Source organism: Aequorivita soesokkakensis, from assembly GCF_001641085.1.
In the GTDB taxonomy this organism is placed as follows: Bacteria; Bacteroidota; Bacteroidia; order Flavobacteriales; family Flavobacteriaceae; genus Aequorivita; species Aequorivita soesokkakensis.
On sequence record NZ_LXIE01000008.1, the window covers coordinates 1 to 22,826 of the forward strand.

Genomic DNA, 22,826 nt, shown 5'->3' on the forward strand with positions numbered 1-22,826 from the left:
CATTGAACATTGAACATTTTCTATTGTCCTTCTTCTTTCTTCTTTCTTCTTTCTTCCCTCAACTGATTCCTAATCACAATTTTTGAAATATAAATACTCACTTCATAAAGAATAAGAATCGGTATGGCAACGATGATCTGACTAACAATATCCGGTGGCGTGATTACTGCCGAAAGTATTAAAACAATAATCAAAGCGAATTTTCTGTATTTCCGAAGTATTTCTGGTGTAACCAAACCAATCTTTGTTAGTATATACATCAATATTGGTAATTCAAAAACGATTCCACAGGCCAATACCGATGTGCGCACCAAGGAAATATAACTGTCCAAATCGAACTGGTTTATAACTTCTTCGCTTACTTGATAATTCCCCAAAAAGTTGATGGATAAAGGGGTTATAAGGTAATACCCAAAAAGAACCCCTAAAAAGAAAAGTACGGAGGCAATCAAAATAAAACCGCGACTAGACTTGCGCTCCTTTTCTCTTAAACCTGGGCTAATAAATCGCCAAAATTCATAAAGAATGTACGGAAAGGCAACAATAATTCCGGCATAGATAGACGTCCACATATGTGCGGAAAACTGTCCAGCCATTGTTCTACTTTGAATTTTAAACGGCATTTCCTGAAAACAAAAGGTATCCATTCCCAAATAGCGTGAGATTTCACAAAACATTGCATATGTAGGAAATTCTGGTTTTGTGGGCCCAAAAATAAGAACATCAAAAATAAAATGTTTGAAAATAAATGCCAAACCAGCTAAAACTACCACAGCAATAGTAGAGCGGATGAGATGCCACCGCAGTTCTTCCAAATGGTCCAAAAAGGACATTTCTTTTTCGGGGGAAGCTGTTTTCTTCATTAAATAATTCCCTCTTTGGTAAGATTGTGAATATGCACAACGCCACTGTATTTGCCTTTATCTTCGGCAAGAATCTGTGTTATGCCATAATTGTCCATCATTTCCATGGCTTCAACTGCCATGGCATTGTTGGCTATTTTTTTTGGATTTTTGGTCATAATATCCTTTGCGGTCAACCCTGCAAAACTATCTGTTCTCGTTAACATACGCCTTAAATCACCATCGGTAATTATCCCTACAATTTCATCGTTTTCAACAACAGCAGTAACTCCGAGCATTTTTTCGGAAATTTCCACAATCACTTTTTTAACATCAGTATCCGGGCTTACTTGTGGTTTTTCATTCAACGAAGTAAGGTTGCTTACCCGCAAATATAATTTTTTCCCCAGAGAACCTCCTGGGTGAAATTTAGCAAAATCCTTGCTGGAAAATCCGCGTAGATCCAGAAGACACATTGCCAAAGCATCGCCAATAACCAATTGTGCGGTAGTACTAGTAGTTGGTGCAAGATTATTGGGGCAAGCTTCTTTTTCAACATAAGCATTCAAAACAAAGTCTGCCTGTTGCCCTAAAAAGGAATCCCGGTTTCCGGTAATGGCTATTAATTTATTGTCAATAGCTTTAATTAGTGGTACAAGCACTTTTATTTCGGGCGTATTTCCACTTTTTGAAATACAGATAACCGTATCGTTTTCCTGAATGGTCCCCAAATCTCCATGAATGGCGTCTGCAGCGTGCATAAAGATTGCAGGCGTGCCGGTAGAGTTTAAAGTGGCCACAATTTTAGTAGCGATATTTGCACTTTTGCCTATTCCGGTAACAATTACCCTTCCCTTGGAATGATAAATAAAATCAACAGCTCCCGCAAATTCATCGTCCACAAGATGGGCGAGGTTTGCAATGGCTTTACTTTCAGTTTCTATGGTGTTTTTCGCTACGGAAATAATTCTGTCTTGCTTGTTCAAAATTTTAATGCTTTTGAATGTTTGTAACTGTTTCAGAAATTAGTATATTTAGAATAGAATTTAACACAATTCAGTAATCTTAATATAGATACCTTTCTTTTTAAGATGCAGTCAACTTAATACGGTTGCAAAATTACAATTGTTAATCTGTAAAACAATGTATTGTTGGCTAAAACTGAATTATCCCTAAAAACCCAAGCAGCGTGGCAGAGATTGACATTTACGCAGCCCTAAAAAAATATTTTGGATTTACCCGCTTTAAAGGCCTACAGGAGGAAGTGGTAAAAAGTATCCTAAACGGTAACAATACCTTTGTTGTTATGCCTACGGGCGGCGGAAAATCTCTTTGTTACCAACTTCCGGCGCTTATGCAGGAAGGTACGGCAATAGTGGTTTCGCCACTTATTGCGTTGATGAAAAACCAAGTGGACGCCCTGCGTTCGCTTTCTTCGGAAGAAGGAATTGCGCATGTACTGAATTCTTCCCTCAACAAAACTGAAGTAAAAAAAGTGAAGAGCGACATCGCCAATGGAGTGACAAAATTGCTCTACGTTGCTCCCGAATCGCTCACCAAGGAAGAGTATGTAGATTTTCTGCAAACCCAAAAAATTTCCTTTATGGCTATTGACGAAGCGCACTGTATCAGTGAGTGGGGGCACGATTTTAGGCCAGAATACCGAAATCTTAAAAGTATTATCCAACGCATAGGTACCGATATCCCTATAATCGGCCTTACCGCTACTGCAACTCCAAAGGTGCAGGAAGATATTCTGAAAAACCTCAATATGCAGGATGCAAATACCTTTAAAGCATCCTTCAACCGCCCAAATCTCTATTATGAAATAAGACCGAAAACCAAAAATGTTGATTCGGATATAATTCGTTTTGTAAAACAGAATGAGGGCAAAAGCGGAATTATTTATTGCTTAAGCCGAAAAAGGGTAGAAGAGCTCGCACAAGCTTTGCAGGTAAACGGAATAAAAGCAGTGCCCTATCACGCCGGTCTCGACGGCAAAACCCGCGTAAAGCACCAAGACATGTTCTTGATGGAAGATGTGGATGTTGTTGTTGCAACCATAGCTTTCGGAATGGGAATTGACAAACCGGACGTTCGTTTTGTAATCCATAACGATATTCCTAAAAGCATTGAAAGCTATTACCAAGAAACCGGACGGGCTGGCCGCGACGGTGGCGAAGGTCATTGCCTAGCTTTTTACAGTTATAAGGATATAGAAAAACTTGAAAAATTTATGAGCGGTAAGCCCGTTGCCGAACAGGAAATTGGCCACGCACTATTACAGGAAGTTGTTGGTTTTGCAGAAACTTCCATGTCCCGAAGAAAATTCATCCTTCATTATTTTGGGGAAGAATTTGATAATGAAACTGGTGATGGCGGGATGATGGACGATAATATGCGCCATCCCAAAAAGAAACATGAAGCCAAAGAAGATGCAAAACATCTTTTGGAAATTGTTTCCAAAACCAATGAACAGTATAAAAGCAAAGAAATAGTAAATGTACTGATAGGGAAAGTAAATGCCTTAATAAAGTCCCATAGAACCGATGTACAGGAATTTTTTGGCTCTGGTTCAGATCACGATGGAGCCTACTGGATGGCATTGCTTCGCCAGCTTTTGGTTGCAGGCTATTTGAAGAAAGATATTGAAACCTATGGCGTAATTCATTTAACTGATGCTGGAAAGAAATTTATTAAATCGCCAGTTTCTTTTATGATGACTGAAGATCATTCCTTTAAAGATGCCAATGATGATGTGATTGTAGGCGCCAATAAAGGGGGTGATGTAGCTGATGAAAATCTTTTCAAACTTTTAAAAGCGGAACTTAAAAAAGTGGCGCACGATTTGGACCTTCCGCCATTTGTAATTTTCCAGGAACCTTCCTTGGAAGATATGGCGCTTAAATATCCAGTAACTATGGAGGAACTTTCCAACGTTCACGGGGTAGGAGAAGGGAAAGCGAAAAAATACGGCAAATCTTTTTTAAAGCTTATACAGGATTATGTTGAAGAAAACGACATAATTAGGCCGGAGGATTTTGTAGTTAAATCTACAGGAAGTAATAGTTCCCTAAAATTATATATCATCCAAAACGTAGACAGAAAACTTGCTTTGCCCGATATTGCCAGTGCAAAAGGACTAGAAATGCCTGAGTTTATAAAGGAAATGGAGGCCATAGTTTACAGTGGCACCAAGTTGAACATAGATTATTGGGTAGATGAAGTATTGGACGAAGACCAACAGGAAGAAATCCACGAATATTTTTTAGAAGCCAAATCTGATAAAATAGAGGAAGCGATGGAGGAATTTGATGGAGATTATGATGAAGAGGAATTGCGGTTATACAGAATAAAATTCATCAGCGAAGTTGGGAATTGACCGTAGAAACCCACGGCCGTGCGTCTCTACGATTTTTGTTCTTTATTGAAATACACTAAATAATAATACATCTGCTTTTCCTCGTCCCAGCCTTTTTCTACAAATTTTTCGGCACTTTCGGGATTGATGAAATCTAGCTTTATTTGAATATTTGTATCCAGATTTATTACATTTTTTATTTTCTTTCGTGCTGCTGTTACAGCAGTATTTGCGATTGGAAATGTGGTTAAATCCTCAATGCTGTATTTTGGTGCTTTTTCACTTTTGTAATGACGAAACTCTGGCAATAAATCTGGATTGTCAATCACTTCATTCATAAAGGCAGTTTCCTCAAAATTGTCGTTTTTCGCGAAATGGTTTACCGCACGGTTCATAAACATCACCTCCTGCTTTTTGTCTTCAGCTGGTAAAACCACATCCTTCGCAAAATCCTGACAAAATTTTAGATACTTTTTTGTGTAGAAATTATCATCAGCAAGTGCTTCAACTCCTAAAAAACTTTCCAACCAATAACGCGCATCATAACGATTGCTATCAACAGAAAGAATTTTATATCCCTGTTCTTTTCCTGAATTGAAAATAATACAGCCTTTGTCCAATTTGTTCAAGCTAACTCCGTGTTGCAACATTGCTTCCAATTGGTTTCCTTCCTCTGCAAACTGAAGAAAATCCTGTTTCAACTCACTCTTAAAAATACCGATGGCGTCCATTTTTACGTTATCCAACTGCACGTTTTCAAGATAGGCAACATAAACTTCGCCGCTTTTTATATGTGGGTGTTCAGATTGATTATAAAGATAAGATGCTATTTTTCTACTCTCTTCATGAATTTCTTGCGGATTGTCAAAAATCTTCGAAGCACTATTAAAAAGTTCGTGAAACTCCAAATCAGCTTCGTGCGAAAATTGAAAATAATTCTCTTCCTTATCACGGAATGGTTTCAGAAAAAACTCTTTCAATAACGGAGTTATTTCATCGTCCATTTTATAAGGTTCCTCAGAAAGAAAAATAGCTTCGTTTCTGCTTTTGTTACCCACTCTGTGAATGGAAAGGGATGCAATGTGGGTATTGAAAAGGTTAATCATATTTGAAATGGGAAGTTAGAAATTAGAAATACGAAATTAGAAATGTGAAATATTTTTTTTTACTGACTACTGACTACTGACTACTGACAACTGAATCAATTCCAGTTTTCATCAAAATCGAGGTTGTCATAATCTTCCGGATCAAGGTCGAATTCTTCATCGAAATCATCTTCTTCAATTTCTTCGGCTATGAATTCCTTTTCGGGAGCTTCCTCGGGAATTTGTCCGTGTGAGTACATTAAGTTTGGATAGATTGTTCCAGTTTCGGCTTCAGCAATATCGGCAAGTTCCACCATAAATGTCCACATATTCAAGAAATCGTAAACGTAAAGTAGTCTGGTGTTTTCTTCATCAACCACATTTTCCAACATAGTTTCGCCCATAATGCGGATGCTTCCGGGCTCGTCACTCACGTCAAATAGTGGTATTTCCTCGTCTTCTTCCCAAAGCTCGTTGCTGGTATAAAAAGAAGCCATTTCCTGCCCATCAAACCCGAAGGCCTGCGTAATGGCATTGTGAAAATCTTCCAAAGTGTTCGAAGCTTCTATTTCGATGTCGCGGAAAACGTCTTCGTGTGTATCGAGGATTATTCTGAAACGGTAAATCATTTTAAAAAAAATTAGGGTGCAAAGTTATTAAAAAGTAGGCAGTATTCAGGTGCAGTTTACATTTTTGATTGTGCATTATTTTGAAAAACGATGCAAAACAAAAGTCATTGCTGCAAGCAGGAAAAATGCAGTTACTTGATGCAGAACTCCTAAAACTACGGGTACTTGCAGGATAAGCGTGAAAATGCCCAAAATAAATTGCACTAAAACCAAAACCAACAATACATTTATCCCGTTTTTCTGCGGAAGGGTAAGCTGTAATTTTCGTGTTTTGTACCAAATGAAAAAGATCATTCCCACCACAACATAAGCCATATATCTATGTACGAATTGTACGCCGCTTTTGCCTTCCACAAAATTTTTCCAAACAGGAACTTGTTCTGTATAAACGGTTTCGTGAATTAATTTTCCTTCATTCATCAACGGCCAGTGGTTGTGAATCCAGCCAGCATCCAGCCCTGCCACGAATGCCCCCCAAATAATTTGGATAAGCAAAATTGCCAATCCAAAACGGATTATATTTCGAATGTGTTTGTTAATTTCCTTTTTAACCGGATACCAAAGATCCATCGCCACCCAAAAGGTGTATGCAAAAGTTATAAAAGCGGTTGTTAAATGCATCGCAAGCCGATAATGGCTTACGTCCGGACGGTCCACCAAGCCGCTTTTCACCATATACCAGCCCAGAAATCCTTGAAATGCGCCCAAGCACATTAAAATTATTGCTTTTTTAATTGTAGGTTTTGTAAGTTGTTTTTTAAGAAGAAAGTAGAAAAATGGAATAATGAAAACCACGCCCAAAAGTCTGCCCAACAGGCGGTGCAACCATTCCCAGAAATAAATATCCTTAAAATCCTGCAAGCTGAAGTGATTGTTGAGCTTTTGATACTCAGGAAATTGTTTGTAATGATTAAACTCTGCAATCCATTGTGTTTCATTCATTGGCGGCAAAGTGCCAGAAATAAGTTTGTAGCTTGAAATGGAAAGCCCAGAATGTGTAAGTCGCGTAATTCCGCCAATTACTACCATTATGAAAATCAGGAAACATCCTGCGAAGAGCCAGTAGATTACTTTTTTGTTGTCTTTCACTTTGGATGAATTTTAATTGAACAGATTATTATATTGTTCTATGTGATGAGGGAATTCTTTATTTAATAAGGTGGAGGGAATACCAGAAATCGTTATTTCATATTCTTGGGTATCCATTCCTGATATTTGATTACCATTTCCCATAATTTCAATTCCATTTTCACTAGTAACTTTTAATTGAGCAATTGACATCGTAGAGATCATTTTATCCTTTGGGAAATCATATACGAGTTCAATTTTATTTTCTAAACAAAATTTTTTAAAAAAATCATATCCGAACTTATCGTCAATCCAAGTAATTTTACCAAATACAACACCCATTGGTACGTCAGCTTTTTCTAGTCTAGAAGTCCCGATGAAAATCTCTTTTAAATATATTTTATAGATTTTATTCACTTTGAAGTAATTTTTAAACTTCTACTTTTAGAATTTAATTAACTGTTTTCAATCCTATCTCTGCTGCTTTTTTAAGCATAAATTCCTTCGCAGCTTCATATTCATTTGGAATTTCACCTTCAAGAATTGCTTCTTTAATGGCATCTTTAATAATACCAATTTCACGTGAAGGTTTTAAGTTGAATGTTTCCATAATTTCCTCACCGGTAACTGGCGGTTGGAAATTCCTAACTTGATCACGTTCTTCAACTTCCACAATTTTATCGCGCACCAATTGAAAATTGGCGTGATATTTTTTAAATTTTTTAGGGTTTTTTGTGGTAATATCTGCTTCACAAAGTGTCATTAAATCTTCAACATTTTCGCCTGCGTCAAAAATCAAACGGCGAACGGCGCTATCAGTAACTTCACTTGCCAAAACGATAGGGCGGGAGCTCATTAAAACCATTTTTTGGACAAATTTCATCTTTTCATTCAAAGGCATTTTTAACCTTTTGAAAAGTTTGTAAACCATTTTTGCGCCTACAAATTCGTGTGCGTGAAAAGTCCAACCCAATTTTTTATCAAATCTCTTTGTTGGCGCTTTTCCAATATCGTGAAGCAATGCAGCCCAACGTAGCCAAAGGTCATCTGTGGCTTTTGAAATATTATCAACCACTTCCAGCGTATGCCAAAAATTGTCTTTATGAGTTTGGCCTTCTTTTTCGTCTATGCCTTGTAACGCAATCAATTCTGGTAAAATAAAGGGTAATAAACCTGTTTTGTGCAACAAGGCAAATCCTTTTGAAGGAACATCCGATAGCAGAATTTTGTTCAGTTCGTCAACAATCCGTTCTTTGGAAATAATTTTTATGCGTTCAGCATTTCTGGTAATTGCTTCCAACGATTCTTTTTCAATTATAAAATCTAACTGTGTTGCAAACCGAATGGCGCGCAGCATGCGCAATGGGTCGTCACTATAGGTAATATTTGGGTCTAAGGGAGTTCGGATTATTTTTTTCTGCAAATCTTCAATTCCGTTGAATGGGTCTAGCAATTCGCCAAAGTTCTCATCGCTAAGGCTTAAAGCCAAAGCATTTATGGTAAAGTCCCTTCGGTTTTGGTCGTCTTCCAAAGTACCGTTTTCCACGGCGGGATTTCTGCTTTCCTCGGAATAGGATTCTTTGCGAGCACCAACAAACTCAAGTTCTATTCCACCACTTTTCAACATCGCTGTTCCGTAGGTTTTAAAGACTGAAACTTTCGGTTTTCCGGGTAATAGTTTTGATACTTCTTCAGCCAAATCAATTCCGCTGCCAACGGCAACTATATCAATGTCTTTCGCATCACCTCTTTTCAAAAGAAAATCGCGCACATAACCGCCAATAACATAGCTTTCCAAGTTTAAATTTTTGGAAGCTTTGAAAATGGTCCTAAAGATTGGATTTTGAAGTGCTGTTGGGTATTGTGGCATTTTTATTGTCTGATTACCTTAACCGAACCATCATTTTTTAACTTGATAATAGCCGAAGGTTTTCCTGATTTTTTTTCGTGGTGCAAATTTACAACATAGTCCACGCCTTCCAAAATTAAAGGGTCTATTTCGGCATAACTTTGCGGGGTATTTTCCCCGGAAATATTTGCCGAAGTAGAAACTAACGGTCTTCGGAATCTCTGAATTAGTTTTTTACAGAATTCATCTTTCGTTACCCGAATGGCGAGAGAATTATCCTCGGCAATAATATTTTCAGCAACCCGTATTGGATCGTCATAAATGATTGTGGTTGGCTTTTTGGCATATTTTAAAATATCATAAGCCACTTCCGGTACGTTTTCAACATATTCATTCAGCATTCTAAAATCGTGCACCAAACAAATCAGCGATTTTTCGTCACTTCGTTGCTTTAGCTTAAAAACTTTGTCCACGGCTTCAGGGTTGGTAGCATCGCAGCCAATCCCCCAAACGGTGTCTGTAGGGTAAAGAATTAGTCCACCTTTCTTTAAAACGGTAATGCAATTTTCAATTTCAGTCTTCATCTTAAAAAGTGATTTTTTGTTTTTGTTTTAAGGATTGCGTTTGGTTATTGCTTTTCAGAATAATGGGCAGCAAATACCATTTTTTGGGTTTCAGTAATAGAGCGATGGACAAATAAATTCTGATAAAAATGTATTTTCCAAAACCGTAATTCTTCCGAAGTACGTATAAATAGGAAATATAACTTTCCCTGTTCATTGCTTTTGAAGTGCCCGTGCTTACGCCTTGATGGTGCAAAATTTGCGCTTCGGGAATCAACCAACTTTCGTAGCCAAATTTTTTAAGGCGATGACAAATGTCCATTTCTTCCCAATACAGAAAAATGTTGGTGTCAAAACCGCCTACTTCCGAAAATGCCTTGCTATCAAAAAAAAGAAATGCGCCGTTTACCCAATTTACTTTTAATGGTTCGGAATATTCCTTTTTGCGTTTTGGGTATAATTCCGGATTGTTTTTTTCGAGGAAACTTCTTCCAAAAAGCAGTCTCCGTATGCCTTTGTTATGATCAAATGAAGCAACAAATCTATTGTTTTCGTCAAAATTTTGAGCAGTTGAAACACCTACTTTTGGATTCGCTTTCATAAATTCCAGCAAAATACTGAGACTATCATTTAGCAGCATCGCGTCGTTATTTAAAAAAAGCAAATAATCAGCTTTTGCAAATTGAGCCCCAAACATATTTCCGCCGCCAAAGCCTGTGTTTATAATACTTCGGTGTAATGAAATGTTGTTTTTTTTCGGAAAGTTTTCTTCAAGAATTTTATATTCTGAAGGTGTTGAATTGTTGTCAACCACGATTATTTGATACTTTATCGCCTCCGAAGTTTTTTCAATCACGGTATTTACGCACTCCAAAGTATATTTTGAAGAGTTGTAATTGATAATGATTACGGCTACATCCATCAAATAAATTTTAATCGCGAAATTTTTCCGACTGATTTTGGCAAAGATACAATTACTGTCTGTGGGAGTTTGCCCAAAGTTTTAATAAAGTTATTTAGAGCAAACTTTTATAAACCTCCAGATATTTTTCAGCAGTGGTTTTCCAGTTGAAACTTTGGGCGCGAGCAGTGTACCAATTTTCATAAAACAGCCTATTATTATTGAATTTTTCCATTCCGTCTTTCAGCATTTTTGCCATATATTCTGGATCGTAATGATTCCAAAAAAAACTGTGTTCGCCGCCAATTTCTGGTAGGGAAGTGTTGTTTGAAAGAAAAACAGGTTTCCCAAAACGCATCGCTTCAATAGGTGGAATTCCGAAACCTTCCCGCAAGGATGGAAAAACAAAGGCTTCGCAATTTTGCAGGTAATATTGTTTGTCCAAATCTGCTATTTTTCCAGTTTGAAAAACCCTGTTTTCAAAACCGTAACGTTTAACCATTTCGGTAAGTTTTTCTGCATAACTGGAAGTATTGCTGCCCGCGAGCACCAAATTATATTCCGGCAGAAAGCGCAACATTTCCACAAGGCTCATAAAATTCTTTCGTTCGCTGAAATCGCCAATGGAAAAAAGATAGGGTTTTTGCGGTAAAAGTGACGGTTTATAGTCCTTCGGAAGTGTGATTTCTGTAATCGTATTTCCGTTATAAATTACATATTCCGGAATGTTGGGAACATCAAAATGTGCGTGTGTATCCTGTTTTGCAAACTCTGAAATATAGGCGATTGCGCTGCTTCTTTTCAATTTTTCGTTGAATTGTTTTTTCAGTTTTTGCTGTAATTCTGGGGAACCTTCCGTAACAAAATGTACATCGTGAACCGTCAATAAATAAGGGATATTGAAGAAGGGTTCAATCTTTATATTTTGGTTCAAACAATGCCAAAGATTGTATTTTTTCTTTATTCGGAAGGGTTTATGGCGGGTTAGCGAATTGTATTTTCGGTATTTGAAAGCAGCTCCGAATTCCTCTTCAAGCTCTGAAATATTTTTCGCATTCAAAACAATCTCGAAATCGTTTTTGGGAAAATCCGCCAACGCTTTTATAAAGTGATAGTTAAACTGGCCAAAGCCCGAATAACGGTTTTTTAAATTGTGCGATTCTAAAAAAACTTGTTTCACTTTACGGATTGTTAATTAATCTTTCTATACAAAAGCCAAAGGTTTACATATCTTTTAAAGACTGAAAACGCACTTACATAAGCGAGAATAAAACCTTCTTTCCCATCTAAAATACCCAATCTGAAAATAAACTGGTTCCAAAATCTATAAAACGGACGGAATAAAAAATGGTAATAGTTTGGCTTCTTTCCTTTTTTATAGAGCATTTGTGCTTGCAACGCACTGTATTGGTGCATTTTGGCGGTGTAATCGTCAAAAGATTTGTAAGTGTGGTGTGGCAGGCTATTCTTTAAATTTTCGGTTTTGCCGTCGGCTTCCAGGGTTTCGTGGACCAAATTTGCATTGTATTGGCAATGGTTTTTATTAAAAAAACGAATTATGTAATCATTCTGCAAACCACTGTATTTAATGCGCTTCCCCATAAAATAGAAATCGCGTTTTACAAAATAGGCAATGGCTTTTGGATTTTTAAATTTTTCTAAAATTTCATCGGTGAGTGCTGGGATAATTTCCTCATCCAAATCAAAAAATGTAACCCAATCGTTTTTCGCCTTTGAAATAGCGAAATTCTTTTGCGCAGAAAAATTGTCAAAAGCCCTTTGGTAAACCGTTACATTTTCGTGTTTTGAGGCCAAATCCACCGTTTCATCGCTGCTGAATGAATCCACAATCACAATTTCATCCGCAAACCAAAGGCTTTTTAAATAGCCTTCAATATTGGCGGCTTCATTGAGCGTGATGGCAAGGGCGGTGATTTTTACAGGGTTTTCCAAAAACAGCTTGTAGTTTGCGTAAAAGTAATAATTTTACAGGTATAAATTTGAAAACCGTTATGGCGAAGCTTCCTATTTTAATGTACCACCACGTTACTGCTGAAAAGGGGAAAGGATTGACCATTTCCGTAGAAAAACTTGAAAAGCAGTTTAAGCATCTGGCTGAAAATGGTTATAAAACCTACCATTTCGGGGAATTGGCAAAACAGAAATCATTGCCAAAAACCAAAAATATCATTATCACTTTTGATGATGGCTATGTGAGCCAAAGGGAATTGGCGCTTCCGCTGCTAAAAAAATATAAATTGAAAGCCACATTTTTTGTCCCTTTAAACTTTTTGGGAAAAACCGATAGTTGGAACACTTCTTCTTTGGAAATAATGACTTCTGAGCAATTAAAAACCCTCGATCCAAAAATTGTTGAACTCGGTTTCCATTCTTTTTATCATAAAAAATACACGGAACTTTCCAATACAGAAATTGAGGAAGATACCCATCTTTGCAAGGAATTTGTTACAGAAAACAAGTTAGACTTTTCACCAGTTTTGGCTTATCCCTACGGTAAATTTCCAAAGGAAAAAATGCTGAATGAAAGCTTTAAAAAAACACTTTCGGAAAACGGAATTAATTTTGGGCTACGCATTGGTAACAGAATAAATCATTTTCCGTTTAAAAAACCTTTTGAAATCCAGCGAATTGACGTGAAGGGAGAGTTTTCAATGTTAAAGTTTCGGCAGAAAATTCGGTTTGGAAAACTTTTTTGAATATACTTTGTCAGGTCAAGCGCAGTCGAGACCTCCTTTGGTGTTCAAATTTATAAGGTTCACGACTGCGCTCGAACAGACACCTATTTCTATTTCATCCCTTTTTGAAGCAGCATCAACTTTACGTAACGTTCAAAAACGCCATAAGCATTCACGGCCGCAACCGTCATTCCAGGAACGCCATCGCGGAAACCACCTTTTAAAATAAAGGAACGGAAAAAGCGATAGGCAGGTTTAAAAAAAAGATGGAACCAAGTAGCTTTTTTACCTTTTTCAAACTGTTGCTGCGCCTGAAACCAAGCATACGATTCTTTTTTTGAAATGTAATTATCTAAGCCTTTATAGGTAAAATGGAGCATTTTGTTTTTCAGTTTTCCAATACTGCCTTCGCATTGAAGTTTTTCGTGAACCGAGCCAGAATATTCCGCACCATCACGTTTTACAAGCCGTAGCACGTCATCACTGTGATGATAGAGAAAACGGTTCATATAAAAATGTGGAAAATTAATTTTATAGCCACCGTGCTTTGGATTTTGAAGCGTTTCCTTTATTTCTGCTTCCAAGGAATGTGTGACACGTTCATCGGCATCCAAAAATAAAATCCAGTCGCCAGTTGCTTCTTTTAACGCGAAATTTTTTTGGTTTGAAAAATTGTCGAATTTTCGTTGTAGAAATTTTGTAGCGTACTTTTTAGCAATTTCAGGGGTTGCATCTGTACTGAAGGAGTCAATAACTATAATTTCATCAGCAAAGGCAACGGAAAACAGCGCATCCTCTATATATGCTTCTTCATTGAAGGTTGGAATAATTACGGAAAGTCTTGCCATTCAAGCAAAATTAGTAAATAACTTTATCTTTGGTGCCTAAAACTATTTTCGCTTTATGGCAAACACTTGCAGAATTTGTGGCAATTCCAAAGAAAACAAAACATTTGTAGCAAAGGAAATGATGTATGGGTTGCGCGAGCAGTTTGAATTTTTTCAATGTTCCAAGTGTGAATGTTTGCAGATTAGCGAATTTCCTTCAGATATGTCTAAATATTATCCGGGGGATTACTACAGTTTTGATACTTATGATGGAAAGAAATTTGAAGGAACAAAAGGTGCCATAAAAAAGAAACAGTACGAATATGCTGCAATTGGCGGTACCATTTATAAAAATACGTTTGCCCATTTAATTGGTAAAAAGGAATATGAAATTTTCAATGAACTTGATGTAACAAAAGAAACAAGCATTCTTGATGTAGGCTGCGGAAATGGCCGAAATTTTCTGTATCCGTTAGCCGAGGTTGGTTTTAAAAATGTAATGGGCTGCGATCCTTATTTAAATGAAACAATTCAATATGAAAATGGCCTAACAATAAAGAAAAGCAGTGTGTTTGATATGGAAGGAACGTTCGATATTATAACCTATCATCACGCCTTTGAACATCTACCAGATCCTTCGGAAAATCTTCAAAAAGTTTACGAACTTCTTTCTCCCGGAGGTGTTTGTATAATCCGTATTCCTACCGTTTCATCATATGCTTGGAAGCATTATGGCGTTAACTGGGTGCAATTGGATGCGCCGCGGCACTTTTTTCTTCACTCCCAAAAAAGTATGCAATTACTTGCGGAAAAGACCAATTTCGATTTGTATAAAATTGAATATGATTCCACTCATTTTCAGTTTAGTGGAAGTGAAAAATATCTTCAAAACATTCCGCTTTCTGCGCCAAAATTGAAAGGATTTTCAAATTCCCTACATCGAAAAACCCAGAATTTCCAGTATGGGCAAAAAGCAAAACAACTGAATAAGGAAGGGCGTGGTGATCAGGCTGCCTTTTATTTACGAAAGAAATAGCTTTATCTTTGCCACACTATGACAGTGATTGATACTTCCATAATAATCAGTACCTACAATTCCTGCGAATGGCTGGAGAAAGTTTTGTATGGTTATAACAATCAAACTTACAGGCATTTTGAGGTTGTAATTGCAGATGACGGCTCCAATGACGAAACGCGACAGTTGCTGAATAGATTGGAGGCCGAAATGTTTTATAAAATCGTCCACGTTTGGCACGAAGATAAAGGTTTCCAAAAATCACAGATTCTCAATAAAGCTATTCTTCAATGCAGTACTGAATATATTATCATGAGCGATGGCGACTGTATTCCGCGAAAGGATTTTGTGGAACAGCACGTTAATTATCGCGAAGAAGGTTATTTTCTTTCAGGCGGTTATTTTATGTTGCCCATTGAAATTTCAAAGGAAATTACCAAAGAAGATATTTATTCTGAAAAATGTTTCGACGTTTCTTGGCTGAAAGAACATGGATTGCAATCTTCTTTTAAAAACAATAAACTGTATTCGGGGCCATTGAAAGCATTTTTGCTTAACTCGTTCACCCCAACAAATGCCAGTTGGAATGGCCACAATGCTTCTGGCTGGAAAAAAGATATTATCGCTATAAATGGTTTTGACGAACGCATGCAATACGGCGGGCAGGATCGTGAACTTGGCGAGCGTTTGATAAATCTGGGTATAAAAAGCAAGCAGATTCGTTATAATGCCGTGGTTTTACATTTGGACCATCCACGTGGGTATAAAAACCAGGATTCCATCAATAAAAATTTGGCAATTCGGAAGCAGACACGCGGGTTAAAGAAAAAATGGACTCCCTTCGGAATTGTTAAAGATGAAGATACAGCTCCATTTGTTTCGGTAATCGTTAGCACATACAATCAACCCGAATGGCTTCAAAAAGCACTTTGGGGTTTTGAGCAGCAATTGGAACGGAATTTTGAGATTATAATCGCTGACGATGGTTCAACTGAAGAAACTAAGAATTTGATTGATGATTTTAAAAAAAAATCATCTTTAAGAATCACCCACGTTTGGCAGGAAGATCACGGTTTTCAAAAAACGAAAATTCTCAATAAGGCCATAAAAGCTTCAAAAGGCGAATATTTAATTTTCACTGATGGCGACTGTATTCCGCGGAATGATTTGGTTTCAACCCATTTGGGCCTTAGTCGTCCGGGCTGTTTTCTTTCCGCTGGATATTTTAAGTTGTCCATGAAAATTTCGAAACAGATTACCAAAAACGATATTGAAACACAACGTTGTTTCAATGCAAAATGGCTTTTAAAACACGGTTTGAAAAAAACCTTTAAGCTGAACAAACTTACTTCCTACGGTTTAAAGGAAGATATTTTGAACACCTTTACACCAACCAGCGCTACATGGGACGGCAATAATGCTTCCGGTTGGCGGAAGGATATACTGGCCGTAAATGGTTTTGACGAACGCATGCAATACGGCGGCGAAGACCGTGAAATGGGGGAGCGGCTTATGAATTTTGGAATTAAGCCGCAACAAATAAGATATAGCACCGTAACCCTCCATTTGGATCACGAACGCGGTTATGTGAAAAAAGAAATGTTTGTGAACAACAAGGCTATTCGGAAAGTTACCAAAAAAGAAAAAAGGGTGTGGACAGACTACGGAATTGTTTCAAAAGTAAAAGCTGCGGTAGATTAAAAACTATATTAGCTTTTTATAAACTCCAATTTTCCAATATCGAAATACTTCGTCGGTTGTAACGGTTATAAAGTCTAATTTTTCAAGCCTGCTGTCTTCATCAAAATATTCCCAACAACCATGGCCTTCACGATAAATTGAGGTTATAATAATGCCTTCTTCCGTTAAATTTGCCAGCATACGGTCCAATACATTTTGTTTTTCGGTTTCGTGAATGTAATAAAACGCTTCGTTGAAAATGATTATATCAAATTTTTGTTTTGGCTTAAATTTTACTGCATCCGCGGCAAGAAATTCAGCCTTGGGCAAATTTTTATTGGACGCTAGTTTTATCGATTCCTTTGAAAAATCCAAACCCAAAAAGTAAGAATAATCTTCTGGCTTCATCCTTTCCGTAAGCAATCCATCGCCACAGCCAATATCCAAAATACTTGGATTTTTAGGCGAAAAGCGAAGTATGAATTCAATTATTTTGTAATAACGGATCGCTTCTATTTCATTCTTTAAACTTTCCCATCTGCCCGTTTTGTATTGCCGGTCCCATCGTTGCTTTCTCCGCCAGTTATGAAATTTGTCCAGTAGATTCATGGTTGGTTTTTTTAAGATGGTGCGCCAAAAACGGCTTTAGTTTAAAAAGTATCATTTCTGGGGTCAATTCTTTGTATAATGAATGCGGATCTTGCTCAATTCGCCTTCTTTCTTCCAAAGTAAAACTGCTGAAAAGATCGGGCTTTTCTTCCAATAAATGTATGGAATCGTGCTGGTCGCCATCCTCAAAACTGCACCAATGCTCTTTGTTCACATAAGGCGAATAAATAGTGAACGTAGGCTTTTCAAGCGCTTTTGTAATGTGAACACTTCCGCCTTCGTTGGAAACCAAAAGGTCACATTGGTTCATCAATTTTATAAATCCGCGGATGGAATCTTCGTAAATATCGAGGTTGATTTGGCTTTTATTTTTGCATATTTCATATACTTTCAACGCTTCTTCTTTTTGATGCGGTGCATAATTGAAAAGAATTGTGCCGTGATAATTTGAAGTGATATAATCAATTATTTGAACCATATATTCATCGGGCATCGATTTTTGGGGCGTGCTGCCCAAAATGCCCAGCATAATCACTGGTTTTTGAAGGGAATCGATTCGGTTGTATTTTTTTTCTTCTTCGGTCAAAAATATTTTTGGCGCGTACTCGGGTTCTTTTAAATCAAAAACCGAAGCAATCATATTTATTCTATCTTCAATAGCTTTACCGCAGTTTTTGGAGCGGTGTTCCAAAAAACTGATTGGGTGTGTGTAAAACGGAAGTTTCAATTCCTTGTGTGCGCGTTTCAGCCCAATTCGGTATTCAGCCTTTGAAAACAGGCAGATCATCCTACTTTGAAACTTTGAATACGGATCAAAAATGATGTCGTATTTTTCCTTTTTTATTTTTGAAATAGTCTGTAAAAGCTTCGGAAATTTCTTTAGTTCCTTTTCTTTTACCGAAATAATATGGTCAATATTCGGGTTGTTTTCCAAAACCCCCGTTGTGTAATCATAAACAAAATAGGTTACTTCGCTTTGCGGAAAAACCTTCTTTATATTGTTGGCAATAACGGAGCTTATGAGCACATCGCCAATTCTTTTGTTTTGTATTACGAGTATTTTCTTCATATAGATTACCTTCGCAAAATACCTTTTTTAAAAGTATCTTTTTTATAAATGCGCGAGAATTTTGTTATCAACCCCAAATATTCCCACTTGGCTGAAAAGCTTAAGGAGGTGCTCCACAATTTTTCCAAAAAAGGGGAATATGTTACCAAAGGCGAGCGCAATGTGATAAAAATGGTACAGCTTGAGGGAATTGCTTTCAATATTAAAAAATTCAAGACTCCGAACGTTTTTCAAGCTTTGGTGTATCAACATATTCGGAAAAGTAAGGCGAAACGCTCTTTTGAATACGCTTCAAAATTGATTGAGCTGGACATAAAAACGCCTTTTCCCGTGGCGTATTTGGAAACATTTTCGGGAGGATTGAAGGAGAGTTTCTACGTGAGCGAACACATTAATTATGATTTTGATTTTCGCGAATTAATACACAACCCAAGATTTAAAAAGCGTAATGAAATTTTAAAGCAGTTTACGAAATTCACGTTTAAGCTTCACGAAAACGGTGTAAACTTTTTGGATCATTCCCCTGGAAATACTCTAATAATGGACAATGGGAATAATAACTACGAATTCTATTTGATTGACTTAAACCGCATGCGTTTTGAACCCATGGATTTCAATACACGGATGCACAACTTCCGTAGACTCTGGCTATCAAAAACGATGATGAAAGTAATGGCGGAGGAATATGCCAAGCTTTACAACAAATCTGTTGATGGAACCTATGCGCTGATGCTGCACTATGGTAGGGCTTTTCAGAAGAAGATTAATAGTAAGAAACTTAGGAGAAGGAAAGCAAATTGACAAATAATGCTTTTATTAAATTAGTATATGTTGATATTTTCTATTTTACTTTTTTTATTATCTATTTATATTTTTCTATCATATTTTTATGAATGGGAACACTCTAAAAAGCATTGGCAGAAAGGCATTCCATATTCCAGATATGATAAAATTTTAGGTATTGTAATGGCTTCAATTCTATTTATTTTATCATTATTTATATTTATGAAAACTTTTTAAAGCTTCACACTTACTTTTTATGATGTTTCTTAGAAATTGATTTATCGAAATAGATATAGTTCTTACACCGCCACCCCATACTCCCGCAAAGCATCGTTCAAAGAAGTTTTAAGATTTGTACTTTCTTTACGCACCCCAATAATCAACGCACATGGCACTTGGAAGTCGCCTGCAGGGAATTTTTTGGTATAACTTCCGGGAATGACCACGGAACGTTCAGGAACGTATCCTTTTATTTCTACTGGGTTTTCACCCGTAACATCAATAATTTTTGTTGAAGCGGTAAGCACAACATTTGCGCCCAAAACCGCTTCTTTACCCACGCGAACGCCTTCAACCACTATGCAACGCGAACCTATAAAAGCACCGTCCTCAATAATAACCGGCGCTGCTTGCAAAGGTTCCAAAACACCGCCAATGCCCACGCCACCGCTTAAATGTACATTTTTACCAATCTGAGCACAACTGCCCACGGTTGCCCAAGTGTCCACCATCGTACCTTCATCTACATAAGCGCCTATGTTTACATAGCTTGGCATTAAGATAACGCCTTTAGAAATATAAGCTCCGTGACGTGCAACTGCATTCGGCACTACGCGAATTCCCTTAGCTTCATAACCTGATTTTAGTGGAATTTTATCGTGATACTCAAAAATACCAGCTTCCAAAGTGCGCATTTTTTGAATGGGGAAGTAGAGCACGATCGCTTTTTTCACCCATTCGTTTACTTGCCAGCCATTAGCCGTTGGTTCTGCGCAACGCAGGGTGCCTTCGTCACAAAGGTTTACCACTTCGCGAATGGCAACGATGGTTTCGGTTTCGGAAAGAAGGGAACGATCTTCCCAGGCTTTTTCAATGGTTTGTTTTAGTTCGGTCATGTTTTTGATACTATTGATTCTGTTGATACTATTGATACTGTGGATGCTATTGTTTTTTATCTTGGCTCTTGGCTCTTACGTCATTCAGCAAATATAAAACCTCAATTCCAAATAACTGCCCATTTGTAGCATACTATTTCCGAAACCCTTATTTTTGCAGTCGGTATGGGAAGAATTTTAGCACTGGATTACGGAAACAAACGCACGGGAATCGCCATTACGGACGAACTGCAGTTGATTGCTTCAGGTTTAACAACGGTTGCTACTTTTGAATTGATGGATTTTTTAAAGAAATATATCGCTTCGGAAAAGGTGGAGTTGGTTTTAGTGGGCGAACCAAAACAGAAAGATGGAACCCATTCCAACATTGAAGAAGAAATTCAGAAATTTTTAAAGAAATTTTCCGAAGTTTTTCCCGACTTAAACGTAAAGCGCGTTGATGAACGTTACACAAGCAAAATGGCTTTTCAGACAATGATTGACAGCGGCTTGAAAAAGAAACAACGACAGAACAAAGCACTGGTTGATGAAATTAGTGCGACGATAATTTTGCAGCAATTTTTATATAATAAATAGATTAATGATACTACCTATTGTGGCTTACGGAGATCCCGTATTGCGAAAAGAAACGGAAGAAATAACCAAAGAATACCCAAATTTGGATGCGGTGCTCGAAAATATGTTTGAAACAATGTATGAAGCACGCGGCATTGGTCTTGCCGCACCGCAGGTAAATATTCCCATTCGCCTGTTTATAGTTGATGCAACCCCATTTGAAGATGACGAAGACCTTTCCGAAGAGGAACAAAAGTTTGTTTCTACTTTTAAAAGAGCTTTCATCAATGCCCGGATTGTTGAGGAATCTGGTGATGAATGGGCTTTTAACGAAGGCTGTTTGAGTATTCCTGACGTGCGCGAGGATGTTTTCCGCAAACCAAACATTGTGATGGAATATGAAGACGAAAATTTCAAAAAACATAAAGAATCTTTCAGCGGAATTGTAGCGCGAATTATTCAGCATGAATATGACCACATTGAAGGTGTTCTCTTTACCGATAAGCTTTCCCCGTTGAAAAAGCGATTGATAAAAGGCAAGTTGGAAAATATTTCCAAAGGAAAAGTGAGCATAGAATACCGGATGAAATTTCCAAATGCAAAAAAGAAACGTTAAGGCGCTTGTTTATATAAACCAAACCAAAGATATTTGCATCCGTTAAAACATTTTAAAAGTAGTTTATGAGTTTAGAAAAAGTGCTTTCCATTGCCGGCAAACCCGGACTTTATAAATTAAAAACCCAGACCCGCGCAGGTTTTCTTGCAGAATCGCTGTTGGACGGAAAAACCATAAACGTAAGTGGGCGCCACAACGTGAGCTTGCTTTCTGAAATTGCTATATACACTTTGACGGAAGAAGTTCCGCTTCGTAAAGTTTTTGAAAAAATTTCTGAAAAAGAAGGCGGGAAAGAAGCCATTGGCCATAAAGCGTCCAAAGAGGAACTTGAAGAGTATTTCTTCGGTGTTATGCCTGATTATGATGAAGATCGCGTGTATGCAAGCGATATTAAAAAAGTGGTGCAATGGTACAATCTGCTTGTAAAAAACGGTATGACCGATTTTTCCGAAGCAAAAGAAGAAACCAAGGAAGAGGAAAAAGAGGGCGGTGAAAAAGCAAAAAAAGCCACTGTTAAAAAAGTAACAGCTCCAAAAGCTGCTGCTCCCAAAACTGCAAATCCGAAAGCTTCCTCAACCAAAAAAGGAGGAGCTACTAAAAATGCAGCTTCCCGCAAAACCTAATATTCAAATTTTAATGAATAATAAAAATCCCGAAAGTTTCTGCTCTCGGGATTTTTTTGTTACTTCCGTTTAAAAAGCGAAAAGCGAAACCTGAAACTTGAAACAATGAAAAATTCCAGAAAAGACCAATTACAAGCTTTCGATAGACTTTTAACCATTATGGACGAACTGCGCGAGCAGTGCCCTTGGGACAAAAGGCAGACCATGGAAACGTTGCGGCATTTAACCATTGAGGAAACCTATGAATTGGGCGACGCTATTCTTGACAATGATTTAAACGAAGTAAAAAAGGAATTGGGCGATGTGTTGTTACACATTGTTTTTTATGCAAAAATAGGCAGTGAAACCAATGATTTTGATATTGCTGATGTATGCAATAATATTTGTAAAAAACTCATTTCCCGCCATCCGCATATTTATGGGGACGTAAAAGTGGCTGACGAGGAAGAAGTGAAACGAAACTGGGAAAATTTAAAGTTAAAAGAAGGGAAAAAAAGTGTTTTGGAAGGCGTTCCAAATTCGTTGCCAGCTTTGGTAAAAGCCAGTAGAATACAGGATAAGGTTGCCGGAGTAGGTTTTGACTGGGAAGAGCCACAACAGGTTTTTGAAAAATTGCAGGAAGAATTGGGTGAACTACAGCACGAAGTAAACGAAAACAATCAGGAAAAGATAGAAGCCGAATTTGGCGATGTGCTTTTCTCGATGATAAACTACGCAAGATTTCTAAAAGTAAATCCCGAAAACGCGTTGGAGCGTACCAATAAAAAATTTATTAAACGTTTTCAGTATTTGGAAGGCAAAGCCATGGAAATGAACAAATCCTTAAAAGATATGACGTTGGCGGAGATGGATGTTTTTTGGAACGAGGCTAAATTACAGTAATCAGTTTTCAGTCGCAGTATGCAGTTCTAAAATCTAAAATCGTAAATCTAAAATCGCT

General features: G+C 37.4%; 22 protein-coding genes and 3 pseudogenes. 10 read left to right on the forward strand and 15 right to left on the reverse strand.

The window, feature by feature from the left end:
• Window positions 1-20 precede the first annotated feature (20 nt).
• Window positions 21-863 (reverse strand): twin-arginine translocase subunit TatC, encoded by an 843-nt coding sequence (gene tatC, locus A7A78_RS04585; RefSeq protein WP_068761280.1) that lies wholly within the window; start codon window positions 861-863, stop codon window positions 21-23.
• Window positions 863-1,828, reverse strand: a complete 966-nt coding sequence (locus tag A7A78_RS04590; protein WP_068761281.1) for a KpsF/GutQ family sugar-phosphate isomerase — start codon at window positions 1,826-1,828, stop codon at window positions 863-865. The genes tatC and A7A78_RS04590 overlap by 1 nt, the downstream gene beginning before the upstream one ends.
• 203 nt (window positions 1,829-2,031) lie before the next feature.
• On the opposite strand from A7A78_RS04590, the gene recQ reads away from it, so the two are divergent.
• Window positions 2,032-4,224, forward strand: coding sequence for a DNA helicase RecQ (gene recQ, locus A7A78_RS04595; RefSeq protein ID WP_068761282.1), 2,193 nt, complete (start codon window positions 2,032-2,034; stop codon window positions 4,222-4,224).
• A 26-nt stretch (window positions 4,225-4,250) separates the two neighbouring features.
• Here recQ and A7A78_RS04600 read toward each other — a convergent pair whose 3' ends face one another.
• From A7A78_RS04600 to A7A78_RS04640, 9 genes are all read right to left on the reverse strand, one after another.
• Complete coding sequence (locus A7A78_RS04600) at window positions 4,251-5,309, reverse strand: nucleoid-associated protein (protein WP_068761283.1); 1,059 nt, start codon at window positions 5,307-5,309, stop codon at window positions 4,251-4,253.
• 95 nt (window positions 5,310-5,404) lie between these two features.
• Entirely contained in the window at window positions 5,405-5,917 is a 513-nt protein-coding gene (locus A7A78_RS04605; RefSeq protein WP_068761284.1) for an IS1096 element passenger TnpR family protein, read from the reverse strand.
• A gap of 75 nt (window positions 5,918-5,992) precedes the next feature.
• The gene (locus A7A78_RS04610; RefSeq protein WP_068761285.1) at window positions 5,993-7,006 is read right to left on the reverse strand and encodes a COX15/CtaA family protein; all 1,014 of its coding nucleotides are present in this window, start codon (window positions 7,004-7,006) and stop codon (window positions 5,993-5,995) included.
• A gap of 12 nt (window positions 7,007-7,018) precedes the next feature.
• Complete coding sequence (locus tag A7A78_RS04615; protein ID WP_068761286.1) at window positions 7,019-7,402, reverse strand: hypothetical protein; 384 nt, start codon at window positions 7,400-7,402, stop codon at window positions 7,019-7,021.
• A 34-nt stretch (window positions 7,403-7,436) separates the two neighbouring features.
• A complete protein-coding gene (locus A7A78_RS04620; protein WP_068761287.1) occupies window positions 7,437-8,855 on the reverse strand; it encodes a CCA tRNA nucleotidyltransferase in 1,419 nt (472 codons plus the stop codon).
• 2 nt (window positions 8,856-8,857) lie between these two features.
• Window positions 8,858-9,418: an L-threonylcarbamoyladenylate synthase gene (locus A7A78_RS04625; protein WP_068761288.1), complete on the reverse strand. Its 561-nt coding sequence runs from the start codon at window positions 9,416-9,418 to the stop codon at window positions 8,858-8,860.
• Between the two features lies 1 nt (window position 9,419).
• Window positions 9,420-10,319, reverse strand: coding sequence for a glycosyltransferase family 2 protein (locus A7A78_RS04630; RefSeq protein WP_068761289.1), 900 nt, complete (start codon window positions 10,317-10,319; stop codon window positions 9,420-9,422).
• A gap of 94 nt (window positions 10,320-10,413) precedes the next feature.
• A complete protein-coding gene (locus A7A78_RS04635) occupies window positions 10,414-11,478 on the reverse strand; it encodes a glycosyltransferase family 4 protein (RefSeq protein ID WP_068761290.1) in 1,065 nt (354 codons plus the stop codon).
• 11 nt (window positions 11,479-11,489) lie between these two features.
• Window positions 11,490-12,251: a glycosyltransferase family 2 protein gene (locus tag A7A78_RS04640; RefSeq protein WP_068761291.1), complete on the reverse strand. Its 762-nt coding sequence runs from the start codon at window positions 12,249-12,251 to the stop codon at window positions 11,490-11,492.
• Between the two features lie 59 nt (window positions 12,252-12,310).
• Here A7A78_RS04640 and A7A78_RS04645 point away from each other — a divergent pair, with 59 nt between their 5' ends.
• The gene (locus A7A78_RS04645; protein ID WP_068761357.1) at window positions 12,311-13,015 is read left to right on the forward strand and encodes a polysaccharide deacetylase family protein; all 705 of its coding nucleotides are present in this window, start codon (window positions 12,311-12,313) and stop codon (window positions 13,013-13,015) included.
• An 89-nt stretch (window positions 13,016-13,104) separates the two neighbouring features.
• On the opposite strand, the gene A7A78_RS04650 is transcribed toward A7A78_RS04645, so the two are convergent.
• Window positions 13,105-13,842 carry a glycosyltransferase family 2 protein gene (locus A7A78_RS04650; protein ID WP_068761292.1) on the reverse strand — a complete coding sequence of 246 codons (738 nt, stop codon included), beginning with the start codon at window positions 13,840-13,842 and terminating at the stop codon, window positions 13,105-13,107.
• 55 nt (window positions 13,843-13,897) lie between these two features.
• On the opposite strand from A7A78_RS04650, the gene A7A78_RS04655 reads away from it, so the two are divergent.
• From A7A78_RS04655 to A7A78_RS04665, 3 genes and pseudogenes are all read left to right on the forward strand, one after another.
• Window positions 13,898-14,857 carry a class I SAM-dependent methyltransferase gene (locus A7A78_RS04655; RefSeq protein ID WP_068761293.1) on the forward strand — a complete coding sequence of 320 codons (960 nt, stop codon included), beginning with the start codon at window positions 13,898-13,900 and terminating at the stop codon, window positions 14,855-14,857.
• A gap of 18 nt (window positions 14,858-14,875) precedes the next feature.
• A pseudogene (locus tag A7A78_RS15200) lies at window positions 14,876-15,694 on the forward strand (glycosyltransferase family 2 protein); the annotation flags it as partial.
• A 33-nt stretch (window positions 15,695-15,727) separates the two neighbouring features.
• Window positions 15,728-16,537: pseudogene (locus A7A78_RS04665) on the forward strand (glycosyltransferase family 2 protein); the annotation flags it as partial.
• Window positions 16,538-16,540: 3 nt separating this feature from the next.
• Here A7A78_RS04665 and A7A78_RS04670 read toward each other — a convergent pair.
• Both A7A78_RS04670 and A7A78_RS04675 read right to left on the reverse strand, forming a co-directional pair.
• Window positions 16,541-17,125, reverse strand: a complete 585-nt coding sequence (locus A7A78_RS04670) for a class I SAM-dependent methyltransferase (RefSeq protein WP_068761294.1) — start codon at window positions 17,123-17,125, stop codon at window positions 16,541-16,543.
• Window positions 17,100-18,194: a glycosyltransferase family 9 protein gene (locus A7A78_RS04675; protein WP_068761295.1), complete on the reverse strand. Its 1,095-nt coding sequence runs from the start codon at window positions 18,192-18,194 to the stop codon at window positions 17,100-17,102. Before A7A78_RS04675 ends, A7A78_RS04670 begins: the two co-directional genes overlap by 26 nt.
• A 48-nt stretch (window positions 18,195-18,242) precedes the next feature.
• Here A7A78_RS04675 and A7A78_RS04680 point away from each other — a divergent pair, with 48 nt between their 5' ends.
• Window positions 18,243-18,995 (forward strand): lipopolysaccharide kinase InaA family protein, encoded by a 753-nt coding sequence (locus tag A7A78_RS04680; RefSeq protein ID WP_068761296.1) that lies wholly within the window; start codon window positions 18,243-18,245, stop codon window positions 18,993-18,995.
• 281 nt (window positions 18,996-19,276) lie between these two features.
• Here the strand turns inward: A7A78_RS04680 and A7A78_RS04685 are convergent, their stop codons facing one another.
• Entirely contained in the window at window positions 19,277-20,092 is an 816-nt protein-coding gene (locus A7A78_RS04685; RefSeq protein WP_068761297.1) for a 2,3,4,5-tetrahydropyridine-2,6-dicarboxylate N-succinyltransferase, read from the reverse strand.
• A gap of 165 nt (window positions 20,093-20,257) precedes the next feature.
• On the opposite strand from A7A78_RS04685, the gene ruvX reads away from it, so the two are divergent.
• From ruvX to mazG, 4 genes and pseudogenes are all read left to right on the forward strand, one after another.
• A complete protein-coding gene (gene ruvX, locus A7A78_RS04690) occupies window positions 20,258-20,668 on the forward strand; it encodes a Holliday junction resolvase RuvX (protein ID WP_068761298.1) in 411 nt (136 codons plus the stop codon).
• Window positions 20,669-20,672: 4 nt separating this feature from the next.
• A complete protein-coding gene (gene def, locus A7A78_RS04695; protein WP_068761299.1) occupies window positions 20,673-21,263 on the forward strand; it encodes a peptide deformylase in 591 nt (196 codons plus the stop codon).
• Between the two features lie 65 nt (window positions 21,264-21,328).
• A pseudogene (locus tag A7A78_RS04700) lies at window positions 21,329-21,748 on the forward strand (DUF5606 family protein); the annotation flags it as partial.
• Between the two features lie 243 nt (window positions 21,749-21,991).
• Complete coding sequence (gene mazG / locus A7A78_RS04705) at window positions 21,992-22,768, forward strand: nucleoside triphosphate pyrophosphohydrolase (RefSeq protein ID WP_068761301.1); 777 nt, start codon at window positions 21,992-21,994, stop codon at window positions 22,766-22,768.
• Window positions 22,769-22,826: the final 58 nt, after the last annotated feature.

Coding starts and splice junctions, on each gene's coding strand:
- tatC (WP_068761280.1), bottom strand. CDS start 863: ATGAAGAAAACAGCTTCCCCCGAAAAAGAAATGTCCTTTTTGGACCAT.
- A7A78_RS04600 (WP_068761283.1), bottom strand. CDS start 5,309: ATGATTAACCTTTTCAATACCCACATTGCATCCCTTTCCATTCACAGA.
- A7A78_RS04605 (WP_068761284.1), bottom strand. CDS start 5,917: ATGATTTACCGTTTCAGAATAATCCTCGATACACACGAAGACGTTTTC.
- A7A78_RS04620 (WP_068761287.1), bottom strand. CDS start 8,855: ATGCCACAATACCCAACAGCACTTCAAAATCCAATCTTTAGGACCATT.
- A7A78_RS04625 (WP_068761288.1), bottom strand. CDS start 9,418: ATGAAGACTGAAATTGAAAATTGCATTACCGTTTTAAAGAAAGGTGGA.
- A7A78_RS04630 (WP_068761289.1), bottom strand. CDS start 10,319: ATGGATGTAGCCGTAATCATTATCAATTACAACTCTTCAAAATATACT.
- A7A78_RS04645 (WP_068761357.1), top strand. CDS start 12,311: ATGGCGAAGCTTCCTATTTTAATGTACCACCACGTTACTGCTGAAAAG.
- A7A78_RS04650 (WP_068761292.1), bottom strand. CDS start 13,842: ATGGCAAGACTTTCCGTAATTATTCCAACCTTCAATGAAGAAGCATAT.
- A7A78_RS04655 (WP_068761293.1), top strand. CDS start 13,898: ATGGCAAACACTTGCAGAATTTGTGGCAATTCCAAAGAAAACAAAACA.
- A7A78_RS04670 (WP_068761294.1), bottom strand. CDS start 17,125: ATGAATCTACTGGACAAATTTCATAACTGGCGGAGAAAGCAACGATGG.
- A7A78_RS04675 (WP_068761295.1), bottom strand. CDS start 18,194: ATGAAGAAAATACTCGTAATACAAAACAAAAGAATTGGCGATGTGCTC.
- A7A78_RS04680 (WP_068761296.1), top strand. CDS start 18,243: ATGCGCGAGAATTTTGTTATCAACCCCAAATATTCCCACTTGGCTGAA.
- A7A78_RS04685 (WP_068761297.1), bottom strand. CDS start 20,092: ATGACCGAACTAAAACAAACCATTGAAAAAGCCTGGGAAGATCGTTCC.
- ruvX (WP_068761298.1), top strand. CDS start 20,258: ATGGGAAGAATTTTAGCACTGGATTACGGAAACAAACGCACGGGAATC.
- def (WP_068761299.1), top strand. CDS start 20,673: ATGATACTACCTATTGTGGCTTACGGAGATCCCGTATTGCGAAAAGAA.
- mazG (WP_068761301.1), top strand. CDS start 21,992: ATGAAAAATTCCAGAAAAGACCAATTACAAGCTTTCGATAGACTTTTA.